The sequence below is a fragment of the Vibrio sp. 99-70-13A1 genome, from assembly GCF_013114625.1.
GTDB lineage: Bacteria > Pseudomonadota > Gammaproteobacteria > Enterobacterales > Vibrionaceae > Vibrio.
Window position 1 is genome coordinate 20,033 of the sequence record NZ_VTXD01000045.1, and the last position, 12,065, is coordinate 32,097.

10 protein-coding genes and 1 tRNA gene are annotated in these 12,065 nt (G+C 42.1%); 2 read left to right on the top strand and 9 right to left on the bottom strand.

Annotated features, from left to right (window positions below):
- The first annotated feature begins 158 nt into the window (after nucleotides 1-158).
- Nucleotides 159-344, top strand: coding sequence for a DUF2065 domain-containing protein (locus F0226_RS20200; RefSeq protein ID WP_171737322.1), 186 nt, complete (start codon nucleotides 159-161; stop codon nucleotides 342-344).
- A 156-nt stretch (nucleotides 345-500) separates the two neighbouring features.
- Here F0226_RS20200 and hflC read toward each other — a convergent pair whose 3' ends face one another.
- The 8 genes from hflC to tsaE form a co-directional block, all read right to left on the bottom strand.
- Nucleotides 501-1,472 (bottom strand): protease modulator HflC, encoded by a 972-nt coding sequence (gene hflC, locus F0226_RS20205; RefSeq protein WP_171737323.1) that lies wholly within the window; start codon nucleotides 1,470-1,472, stop codon nucleotides 501-503.
- A gap of 2 nt (nucleotides 1,473-1,474) precedes the next feature.
- On the bottom strand, nucleotides 1,475-2,662 hold the full coding sequence (hflK, locus tag F0226_RS20210; protein WP_171737324.1) for an FtsH protease activity modulator HflK: 1,188 nt from the start codon (nucleotides 2,660-2,662) through the stop codon (nucleotides 1,475-1,477).
- 27 nt (nucleotides 2,663-2,689) lie between these two features.
- The gene (gene hflX / locus F0226_RS20215; RefSeq protein WP_171737325.1) at nucleotides 2,690-3,997 is read right to left on the bottom strand and encodes a ribosome rescue GTPase HflX; all 1,308 of its coding nucleotides are present in this window, start codon (nucleotides 3,995-3,997) and stop codon (nucleotides 2,690-2,692) included.
- A 44-nt stretch (nucleotides 3,998-4,041) separates the two neighbouring features.
- A complete protein-coding gene (gene hfq, locus F0226_RS20220; protein ID WP_137374085.1) occupies nucleotides 4,042-4,305 on the bottom strand; it encodes an RNA chaperone Hfq in 264 nt (87 codons plus the stop codon).
- A gap of 187 nt (nucleotides 4,306-4,492) precedes the next feature.
- Nucleotides 4,493-5,428 carry a tRNA (adenosine(37)-N6)-dimethylallyltransferase MiaA gene (gene miaA, locus F0226_RS20225; RefSeq protein ID WP_171737326.1) on the bottom strand — a complete coding sequence of 312 codons (936 nt, stop codon included), beginning with the start codon at nucleotides 5,426-5,428 and terminating at the stop codon, nucleotides 4,493-4,495.
- Nucleotides 5,429-5,514: 86 nt separating this feature from the next.
- Complete coding sequence (mutL, locus tag F0226_RS20230; protein WP_171737327.1) at nucleotides 5,515-7,692, bottom strand: DNA mismatch repair endonuclease MutL; 2,178 nt, start codon at nucleotides 7,690-7,692, stop codon at nucleotides 5,515-5,517.
- Between the two features lie 29 nt (nucleotides 7,693-7,721).
- Nucleotides 7,722-9,416: an N-acetylmuramoyl-L-alanine amidase gene (locus F0226_RS20235; RefSeq protein ID WP_345776539.1), complete on the bottom strand. Its 1,695-nt coding sequence runs from the start codon at nucleotides 9,414-9,416 to the stop codon at nucleotides 7,722-7,724.
- A gap of 23 nt (nucleotides 9,417-9,439) precedes the next feature.
- Entirely contained in the window at nucleotides 9,440-9,904 is a 465-nt protein-coding gene (tsaE, locus tag F0226_RS20240; RefSeq protein WP_171737329.1) for a tRNA (adenosine(37)-N6)-threonylcarbamoyltransferase complex ATPase subunit type 1 TsaE, read from the bottom strand.
- Nucleotides 9,905-10,112: 208 nt separating this feature from the next.
- On the opposite strand from tsaE, the gene queG reads away from it, so the two are divergent.
- Entirely contained in the window at nucleotides 10,113-11,237 is a 1,125-nt protein-coding gene (gene queG / locus F0226_RS20245; protein ID WP_171737330.1) for a tRNA epoxyqueuosine(34) reductase QueG, read from the top strand.
- A gap of 627 nt (nucleotides 11,238-11,864) precedes the next feature.
- Here the strand turns inward: queG and F0226_RS20250 are convergent.
- Nucleotides 11,865-11,940: transfer RNA gene (locus tag F0226_RS20250), tRNA-Gly, on the bottom strand.
- Nucleotides 11,941-12,065 lie beyond the last annotated feature (125 nt).

Consider the following 12,065-nt stretch of genomic DNA (forward strand, 5'->3'; position numbering starts at 1 on the left):
GTTGCTAATTAAAAATGGATTCTAGCATCGAATCGGTCTATTTGCAGTCATTTTTTGTTCATAACTCCGATTATTAGCCATAGAAAATGCGGCAGGTATACTGATATGATCACAAAAACCATTGATATATTGAACTTTTTATTCACTAGGGACAAACGATGTCAAATTCTATCTGGCTTGCTATTGGACTGGTTTTAATTGTAGAAGGGCTAGGACCTTTAATCGCGCCTAACGGTTGGCGAAATATGGTGGCGCAACTAAGTCAACAACCTGACAACCAACTCAGGCGCATTGGTGGATGCTTGGTCGTTGCTGGGTTAGTTATTGCGGTGATGACAGCATAAAAAGTTATATTTTCGATTCCTAAGCTCCTAAGCTCCTAAGCTCCTAAGCAAATTATAGAGTTCATTGAATTTGAAAAGCAAAAAGGCTCCATGAGGAGCCTTTTTATTATCAATACACTTTGTATCTAGCTTAGATACAGCCATTAGCCTCAATAATTATTGAGCGCCTTTTGACGTATTCATGTATTGGAAGAAGTCCGTTTTAGGATCAAGAACTAAGATATCGCTCTTATCACTAAATGAAGCTTCATAAGCTTGAAGTGAACGTAAGAAACCGTAGAACTCAGGATCTTTGCTGTATACATCAGAGTAAATTTTCGCAGCTTCTGCATCAGCATCACCACGAGTTACTCGAGCTGTACGGTCAGCTTCAGCAAGAACAGTCGCTACTTCTAGCTCAGCTTGAGCACGGATAACTTCTGCTTTCTCACGACCTTGAGAACGGTGTCTACGAGCAACCGATTCACGTTCTGCACGCATACGGCGATAGATAGATTCACTGATTTCGTCAGGAAGGTTAATTTTCTTCATTCGGAAATCAACAACTTCAACACCTAAATCAGCCATCGCACTTTCTGCCGTTCCAGACAAAACGTTCGCCATAACTTTATCTCGTTCACCATCAATCTCTAGTGCTTCTTTTGCAGCTTCAGTTGTTACTTCTTCGCTATCAACACTATCCGGTAGTACGTCTTTATTACGCGGGCCTGAAACGATTTGCTTGATCTCTCGAGAACCAATTTCAGAACGAAGAACATCTGTCACTTTACGCTCAAGAAGTGCTTCTGCCGTCATGATGTTGCCACCGCCCGTACTCAGATAAAAACGTCCAAAATCAGCAATACGCCATTTTGCATAGGTATCAATTAGAACGTCTTTTTTCTCTGATGTAACGAAACGATCAGAACGACCATCCATCGTTTGAATACGAGCATCAAGTACTTTAACGCGATCAAACAGAGGCATCTTAAAGTGTAAACCTGGTTCATAGATTCGTGATACGCCGTTGTCATCGAGAACTCGACCAAAACGAATTACCATGCCACGTTCGCCTTCTTGAACCACAAATAGTGACATCAATAAAAGGGCAATCGTCACAACTAATACAGGGATCATTAACTTACGCATTATTAGTATCTCCCTTGACGTGAGCTGTCTGAACGAGTTTGAGAGCTAGACTGAGGATCGGCTTGAGTTTCAAGTTCAATCTGGTCATAAGTCGATGGTGCTTTTTGACTTTTCACAGCTTTCGAACCACCTTGACCCAGTTTATCAATTGGTAGATATAGCAGGTTACCACTCGATTCAGAATCAATCAGAACTTTAGATGTGCTTGAGTACACTTTTTCCATTGTATCTAGGTACATACGGTTACGTGTTACTTCAGGAGCCGCTTGGTATTCAGGTAAAAGTTTCTCGAATTGAGCTACCTGACCTAAAGCACCATTAACGATACGCTCAGAGTAACCCACCGCTTCTTTCTTCAAACGCTCAGCTCGACCTGTTGCTTTTGGAATAATATCATTACGGTAAGCTTCAGCTTCACGTTCAAAACGCTCTTCATCCTCACGAGCTGCGATAGCATCATCAAATGCATCTTTTACTTGCTCAGGTGGACGTGCTGACTGGAAGTTCACATCAACAATAAGAATACCTAAGTCGTAGCTATCAATAATACGATTTAGCGTTTCTTGAGTGCTTTGACGAATCTGTTGACGACCACTAGTTAGGATACTATCCATTAGTGAATCACCAATTACCGCACGAAGCGCAGAATCTGTTGCTTGGCGTAAACTGTCATCCGCATCCGTTACACGATACAAATACTTGTACGGATCAGAAACACGGTATTGAACGCCCATCTCAACAGTCACAACGTTTTCATCTTTCGTCAGCATCGTACCAGAAGCACGTAAAGAACGAATCGCTTGAACGTTGACCAGTTGCTCATCTTTAATTTCATCGATAAAGCGTGGGTGCCAGTTAAGACCAGGTTCTTCGATACGATCAAATTGACCAAGTCGAAGTACAACTGCTCTTTCTGCTTCGCCAACGGTATAGAAACCTGCGAAGAACCAAACTGCGACAGCGATTACCGCAATGACACCAAAGCCAATTGCACCACCACCGCCGCCAATTGATGGACCATTGCCACCTTTTTTACCAAACTTGCCACCCAGCTTTTGACTCAGTTTATTAAATACTTCGTCTAAATCTGGCGGTCCTTGATCTCGGCCACCGCGATTATCTTTCTTACCCCAAGGGTCATTATCGCGGCCGTTATTGCCGTTGTTATTTCCAGGCTCATTCCACGCCATTAGAAAGCTCCATCATTTGATATGACGTTATACTCTAGCAGTCTCTTCAGTAACGATAAAGTCACCTAAGAGTGCCCCTTCTCTTTTTTCGAGTTTAGACCAATCTACTTGCTGCATTCGAATATCAATCAACAAGTTACCATCTTGGTCATATTCTTCTCGTTGAATACAATTCAGCTGAAAGAACTTACTACGAATTTTACCTTGGTACTGAGGCGGAATTCGTAATTGGTATTGCACAATTTGACTCGCTAACCGTTCGGTTAACGCTTCAAATAATAAATCCGTACCCAAACCATCCATTGCAGAAACCCAGACAGTGCGAGGCACGCCTTCATCGTCTCTTTCAATGCGTGGTTTTTGATTGTCCATGCGATCAATTTTATTCATGACGACTAATGTCGGCACTTCGTGCGCATCAATTTCTTCTAGCACATCATGAACAGCTTGGATATTCTCACGAAAACGGTCATCACTGGCATCAACAACATGTAACAAAATGTCAGCTTCTTGCGTTTCTTGCAACGTTGCCTTGAATGCCGCAACCAAATCATGAGGCAAATGTCGAATAAACCCAACAGTATCTGCAAGGATTGCTGGTCCAACATCGGCTAACTCGATCTTACGTAATGTAGGATCAAGCGTTGCAAATAATTGGTCGGCAGCATAAACACCGGCAGAAGTAATTCGATTAAATAACGTCGATTTACCAGCATTGGTGTAGCCCACAAGAGAAATTGTCGGTATCTCGGCTCTATTCCGAGCACGACGACCTTGTTCCCGCTGCTTAGCCACTTTAGCTAAACGGCGTAATATCGCTTTAATACGATCACGCAACAAACGACGGTCTGTTTCTAGTTGAGTTTCACCTGGACCACGTAAGCCTATCCCACCTTTTTGTCTTTCTAGGTGAGTCCAACCGCGAATCAATCGAGTCGATATATGACGAAGCTGAGCAAGCTCGACTTGCAATTTACCTTCATGTGTTCGGGCTCTTTGAGCGAATATATCTAAGATCAAACCAGTACGGTCAATCACTCGACATTCACACAAAGCTTCAAGGTTACGTTCTTGGGCAGGAGAGAGGGAATGGTTAAAAATTACAATTTCAGCGCCAGTAAGTTGGACAGATTGAGCAATTTCTTGAGCCTTACCCTCACCAACATAGTATTTAGGGAGCGGGGATTGTCGACTACCAGTAATTACCTGTAGTGTTTCAACCCCTGCAGAAGAAACTAGCATTTCACACTCGCTAAGATCTTCCCACTCACCTTCTTGCGTGAAGTTGATATGAACAAGCACCGCTCGCTCACCGGATTCATAACGGTCAAACAAGCAACCAACTCCTTATTACAGCAAATGCTGTATTACTAATACTATTAATCTTCAGACTTCTCTGGACGATCAGATGGCGCACGTTGCTCGCCGCTGTGGTGACTTACTGCTCGTGCAGGTACCACAGTAGAAATAGCATGCTTGTATACCATTTGGTTTACAGTATTTTTCAGCAAGATCACGAATTGATCAAAAGACTCGATCTGACCTTGTAGCTTGATGCCATTCACAAGGTAGATAGACACGGGAATACGCTCTCGACGGAGTGCATTTAGAAACGGGTCTTGTAAAGATTGCCCCTTAGCCATTTTATTTTCCTTATTTGTATTTTGTTGTAATTATTTAGCTAGTGGTGCACTCAAAGGTGCGGCCTTTGCTTCTGAGCTAAATGAATAAAAAACTCCGTTGTTATTGAAAGACTGCAAGTTTAAAAGTCTCAATAACGGATCCTTTCCAGAGTTTATTCACGAAAAAGCGATCACATTATACACAGCATTACTCATCATGCGCTATTGCATCTGATAGAGTTTCTAATGCTTGTTCAATGTTTTCACTATCTAACCAAGTTAAATTGTCCCAGCTACGTAGCCAGGTTATTTGTCGCTTGGCCAATTGACGAGTTGCGCAGACACCACGAAAAATCGCTTCGTCTAAACTACAGTTCCCGTCTAAATAATCCCACATTTGTCGATAACCTACGCATCGAACAGAAGGGAGATCCGGGTGAAGATCTTCTCTAGCGTATAACGCTTTCATTTCATCTTCAAATCCTGCTTCCACCATCTTTTCAAAACGAAGTTCAATACGACGGTGTAGTTCAGCTCTTTCCTTCGGTGCTATCGCAAATTGCTTAACACGAAAGGGCAGGCTTTCACCTTTTACTTGAGTAAGTTCAGTTAGAGTTTTACCTGAAATTCGATAAACTTCCAATGCTCTTGATAATCTCTGCGGATCGTTGGGGTGAATTCGGTCACCCGCAACTGGATCTATCTTTTTTAATTCTTCGTGCAGCGCAACCCAGCCTTTCTCAGCCGCTTCAGTTTCTATTTGCTGGCGAATATCTTGATCGGCAGCTGGCAATGGTGAGAGCCCTTCTAATAGAGCTTTGTAGTACAACATAGTCCCGCCAACCAGCAACGGAATTTTTCCTGCTGCTACAATCTCATTCATTTCCTTTAAAGCATCACGACGAAAGTCTGCCGCGGAGTAGGCTTCTTTTGGGTCTAAAATGTCGATTAACCGATGAGGGGCTTGTGCAAGTTCGTTTTCATCTGGCTTTGCTGTACCGATATCCATACCTTTATAGATCAGAGCTGAATCTACGCTAATGATTTCCACTGGGAATTTTTGGCGTAAACGAATAGCCAAGTCAGTCTTTCCTGATGCAGTAGGGCCCATTAAAAACAGCGCTAAAGGTAATTTTTGAGTCATGATTATTTGTTTCTACTATTAAAAATCGGTTTATCTAACACCCTCGTCAAAGACGAAATTATAATGCGAATAAAATAAAGGCAGTGCTAGTGAGATAAAAATGCAGCGACAGTCGCTGAAAAGTCTATAGGTTTCACAAACTCTGGGTCATCTAACGGAAGTAGACCATGCCACAGTTGTTCAAGTTCCCCAACTAGTTGAATCGCTTCTGATAAAGTGTAGTCGCTTTTTACTTGAGTCGTTTGAAATGCGATCCAATGAACCAATAAAGACATCGCACTATCTACTACTGCTCTATCAGCTATATTATTGCTATCTGCTACATTTATTGAAGCCGCGTACGATAACAGATCTGGGATCAAAGTTTGTAAGTTTTGCTGCCTTAACGGAGATGGTACGCCCATCACCATAATGGCTTCTTTATTTCTCGCCTTAAGCTCTATACCTAATTGTAATAACATCGGACCAAAAGTCTGCGAGGTTTGCATAAGCTCAGGTTCAACCTTCAAAGACAAAGGGACAAGTAATGGCTGACTCTTTAATGGGGCTTGCTGAGTATCAAGTTGCCCTATTATTCTCAGTAGTTCTGCTTTAGCTAATGACAGTAGAACACAGCCATATTTCCCGCCCATGACAAGGTATTGCCTTTCAACAACTGAAACCGCTTTTCCTAACTCTGTTATTGGTTGTATCACATTTGATACAGACTTCGAGCTATCCGCCACTTTATGAGAATTATCTCGCTCTGAAATCAGAGAAGTCTCGGTATTTTTACGACTATCTTGCCTATCAACGTTTCTCGGTGAGTCTGGTGCATCAATTGAAGCCGGGATTTTCTCTTTTCTCGGTTCGTAAGACTTAGTGTAAGTATCTGAGGAATACTCCACATTCGATGTATTTAAAAGCTCTTTATACGCTTTAACCTCTCGCTTCGAAGGTGCGGGTTCACCATATCGTTGTGGCGGCTCTTTCTCTTTTCTTGGCGCTGGTCTTGATTCAATCCAATCTTGGCGCTCCACCACTCCTTCCCTTTGATTTGGAGTTGAAGCGGTTTGGGAGTAATGACTTGGCTGGTCTTGAACCTCATTAGCAACTTGAGATTCAGATTCAACTTTTCGAGGATAAGATGGTGTTTGCTCTATAGCCTGCAACACTCGTTCAGGAACGGAGGAGTCAGCATTATCAGAGTCGACAACTTCAGCATGAGGCATTGCTGGCACTTCTTGATGAAAAGCAGACTCCCTCATAGGTACTGCATCGATCAGCTTGGTTTGAGCAAGCCCATCACTTAAAGCTTGATAAATAAAATCATGCACAAGACGAGCTTGATGGAAGCGAACCTCATGCTTTGCAGGATGCACATTCACATCAACTTGATGGGGATCGATTTCAATAAAGAGTACATACGTAGCAAATTGGTCAGGGCGCAAGCTGTTTTCATAACTTTGGCGAATAGCATGATTGATCAGCTTGTCACGCATCATACGACCGTTCACATAGCAGTATTGCAGATCGCTTTGCTGTCTTGCTCCGTCTGGCGTGGTTATCCAACCATGCAATTTCAGCCCTTGGTGATCAAGCTCAATTCTAAGCATGTGACGCACGAAAGAGTTCCCACATACTGCTGATATGCGCTTTTCAGCTTGAATCTCGGTTTTAGCTGCTCGGTACTGACGAATCATTTTTCCGTTATGACGTAAGTTAATCGTCACATCAAAGCGGCTTAGAGCAATGCGTTTAAGAAGCTCATCAATATGAGTGAACTCTGTTTTCTCGGTTCTTAGAAATTTACGTCTTGCTGGCGTGTTGAAGAAAAGATCGAGTACTTCAACAGATGTTCCGATTGGATGTGCTGCTGGTTGTAATTTCACCTGCATATCACGACCTTCGCTGTAAGCAGACCATGCTTGATCTTGAGTGGCCGGTCTAGAGGTCATAGTCAGGCGAGCGACAGAGCTAATACTGGCAAGAGCTTCACCACGAAAGCCCAAGCTCACAATGGCTTCTAGATCATCCAGAGTATGAATTTTAGATGTCGCATGTCGACTCAAAGCTAGCGCGAGTTCACCTTTCACGATCCCTTTGCCATTATCTCGGACACGGATCATTTTAGAGCCACCTTTCTCGATATCAATATCGATTCGTGTTGCCCCTGAATCCAAGCTATTTTCAACCAGTTCCTTTACTACCGAAGCCGGTCTCTCTACCACCTCACCCGCTGCAATTTGGTTTGCCAAACGGGCAGGCAATATCTTTATCGTCATAACTTCATCTTTTATTCTGAATCCAGCAATTACTTATGCGGAATTATCAGTACTTGCCCGATTGCGAGTTCATCCGAACGCAACTTGTTGGCTTGTCGAATGCTATTCACACTCACCCCGTATTTGGATGCGATCTTACCTAAGAACTCCCCTCGTGCGACTTTATGCCTACGCAGCGGAATATCTTTCAAACTCACGGTCACTTTGAGTTTTTGTCCAACTTTAAGTGTTTCTGATTTCAGGCGGTTTTCACGCTTAATCGATGCAACTGATACTTTATATTTACTCGCAATCTTACCTAAATACTCACCAGCTTTAACAACATGAGTCACCGTTTTAGTCTCAACTGAGTTTGTCATTTTAGGCACTACTAAAGAATCTGCGACTCCAGGAATTTTAAGTACTTGACCAATCGCTAGGCTACTTGATTTCAAGCCATTGGATTTCATTATGGCTTGTGTAGAAGTTCCGTATTTTTTAGCAATAACCGATAGAGATTCTCCACGACTGACTTTATGGGAAGTTTGCTTTGAAGAGGAGCCTGAGAGGATGGTGCCTTCAGGTGGATTCGCCTTTAAATACTTCACAACAGCTTGTGCAATAGAGCGAGCAAGTTTGTCTTGATGCGAACGCTGGAAAAGCAACTTCTCTTCTGTAGGGTTAGATATAAACCCCGTTTCAACCAATACTGACGGAATTTGAGGAGATCTCAAGACCGCTAAACTTGTATTGATCGGCTTTGAATTATGCAGTTTCGCGACTTTACCCATCTCCGACAAAATCTCTTTTGCCAGTTTATAACCTTCTTTTTGCGAATGACTAAACTGAAGATCAAGCAAAGTTTGGTTTACATTTTTATCTGCAATATTCCCTGTAAATGCCGCACCACTACCACCCAATAATTCAGACTGCTTTTCTTTATTTTCAATCCAGCGTGAAATTTCCGTATTCGCTCGTCGCGTATTAAGTACAAATACAGATCCACCACGAGGTTGTGGAGTAGTAAAAGCATCGGCGTGAATAGAGATAAGCAGATGTGCCTCATTTTCACGAGCAATAGCAACCCGTCGATTTAAGTTAACAAAGTAATCAGAATTTCGTGTTAAACGAGTTTTAATGCCAGGAACCGCATTTAAGTTAGCCGCCAGCTTTTTAGAAATACTCAATGTCGCGTTTTTCTCATACTTGCGAGAAGGACCAATAGAGCCAGGGTCTTCACCACCATGACCAGGGTCGATAACAATCAAAATATCTTGCTTGCGTGGAACTTGAGTAATGCTCTTACTTACCGCAGGTTTAGTATTTGAAGCCGCAGACTTAGTCGAGGAGCTTTTAGCCCCATGTGGGAAATCGATAACTAAACGATGCCCATACTGACCACCAGGGGTCGGCTTAAGCTTAAATAACTCAGCCTTAGAGGCTTTCTTTAATTCAAAGACTAAACGGTAAGTACTTTTTTCTGGAGGAGAACTTTTGCGTACTTTGCTTAAGACAGGGCTGTCTTTCACCGTAATAGGAAGCTTACTTTTTAGGGTCGTTTTTTTAAGATCAACAACTAAACGGCTTGGGCTACTCAAAGTGAAATAACTGAAATCGGCTTCCGCCTTCAGATCAATCACAACTCGAGTCTCTTCCGGTGAAGGCCATACCCTCAACCCTTCAAGTGCGTTAGCAAGAATAGGAGGGGAGATAAAAAATGTAAATGCAGTGATAACCGTTATCACTGCAGATAAAAGATGCCTAAAAATCAATTTAACTCCAACTGACCAAGCAAGCGCTGCCCATATTCATTATTAGCGGTTAAAGAAACAATACGGTGATCATCTTGGTAGCGAATATCAATATCCATATCAGCTTCAGGTAACATACCGACTCCTTTTTCAGGCCATTCCACTAAGCAAATAGCATCAGGAGTAAAATAATCACGAATACCCATAAATTCTAACTCTTCAGGATCGGCAAGTCGGTACAAGTCGAAATGATAAACCTGCCAATCAGCCAACTGATATGGTTCAACTAAAGTGTAAGTCGGGCTTTTTACATTCCCTTGATGACCAAGTGCTCTTACAAAACCGCGGCTGAATGTCGTTTTCCCCGCACCAAGATCGCCATGCAAATAAATAGTCGTTTGCTGTGAGCATAGATTTGAAAGACTGGTGCCTAATTGAATCGTTGCTTGCTCATCTTTCAAAATAAATTGTTTCGTGCTCATGAATAAATTCTCTAAATATCGATCGTTGACTATATAAAAATCAAATGAACAAGAATAGTAAACCGTGTTGCTTTTGAGAGACAAGATCTCAAATGTAAGTTATATGAAAAATAAGCAAGAAAGTACGCGAGTTCTGGTTAATTTCTTCAAGATCCGTTAAGATCCGCCCCCATTTTTTGTTTGACCTCATAAAAACAGAGCTGACAACATGAACCTTGACCAACTTGCAGAACAAATAAAAGTTTGGGCTAAAGAACTCGGATTCCAAAAAGTAGGGATCTGCGATATAGACTTAAGCGAACACGAAGCAGCACTGCAAGATTGGTTAGACAAAGGCTACCATGGTGAAATGGATTGGATGGCACGCCATGGAATGATGAGAGCACGCCCTGATGAACTTCACCCAGGAACCGTCCGAGTAATCAGTGCTCGAATGGATTATCTTCCTCCTGAAGCTCAGTTCGCTTCTAATTTAAATGATACTACTCAAGCCTATATCAGCCGTTATGCTCTTGGCCGCGATTACCATAAACTCGTTCGTAATCAGCTTAAAAAGCTTGGGCAAAAAATCGAGCAAGAAGTGGAAGGTTTAGATTACCGACCTTTTGTCGATTCTGCTCCGATATTAGAGCGCCCACTCGCGCAAAAGGCAGGACTAGGTTGGACGGGTAAACATTCCTTAATTCTAGATAAAGAATCCGGTTCTTGGTTCTTCCTTGGAGAGCTACTCGTTAATATCCCATTACCTGTAGACACACCGAGTGTTGATGAATGTGGGAAGTGCACAGCTTGCATCACTTCATGCCCGACAGGAGCAATTATCGAAGAAGGTATCGTTGATGCTCGAAAGTGCATCTCATACCTGACAATTGAATTCGATGGTGTTATTCCTGAGGAATTCAGAAAACCTATAGGTAACAGAATTTATGGCTGCGATGACTGCCAGCTAGTTTGCCCTTGGAATAGACACGCTGAAGTTAGCATCCAAAAAGACTTCCACCGTAGAGAAGATTTTCAAGACTCAGATCTTGTTCAACTCGCAAGCTGGGACGAAACAACATTCCTGAAAAAGATGGAAGGCTCTGCGATTCGACGTATTGGGCACCAACAATGGCTTCGTAATTTGTTCATCGCAATGGGGAACGCTCCTTACCAGCAGCGAATCGTCGATACTTTAGAAGGCAACTTAGGAAAAAGTGAATTATTAGATGTTCATATTTTATGGGCATTAGAGCAACAGTCTCAGCAGTTACCTACTGGTACAAGTAAGATAGCAAGCAAAAAACAAAGACTGATTCGTATTGTTGAAAAAGGGCTACCAAGAGACGCATAACCTCCCTACCTTTATACACCGCTATTGTTCATCACAACTCAGCAAGAATTAATAATGATTGCACACTTAATGACATCACTTTCCTGCACAAATTTATGCTGCAATGTTTGATATTGTTCTCAAATTCAATAATGTGGAAAAGATTTAATAAGTTGGTGGGATTGAAGCATATCGTGAAAGTTAAACACATTCCTAATAAATGACTAAGATCAAAAAACAAGAGCTTAACGATCTTTAAACTCGAAAGGTAAAATAGGGGCTCGACAGTAGAAGCCAATAAAAACAACTACTTATATATTATTGGCGTTTTTCAAAAAACAAATATTAAAAAAAGATCTTTTCTATAGACAATAAGAATCTGCACTGAAACAAGTTTATCAACTAACTTATCCACACATAGGGTTTTGTGGATAAGTCTGTTTACAGGTGCGAGTAAACCTCAGATTCCATTATATAGATCTGATAGTTACTAGCATTCCATTTGCTAATTCATATTTGAGACGCAAAAATATCCACCGAAAAGGAGGATTAATTGTTTATTTTGGGGGATTATGCTTCGCAGCATTAAAGAAAGAGCGTGACCTAATAGTGTAGGTCTATCTCAAAACTCAGGGCTTAGAGATAAATTGGAGCGATACATCGGGTTCGAACCGATGACCTCAACCTTGGCAAGGTTGCGCTCTACCAACTGAGCTAGTATCGCATAAGCTAACCGTTCATCTTATCTGCTAAGAAGCTAAGTGCTTACTGTAAGGCAGTGACCAACGTCTAACTGTAATGTGGTTGCGGGAGCCGGATTTGAACCGACGACCTTCGGGTTATGAGCCC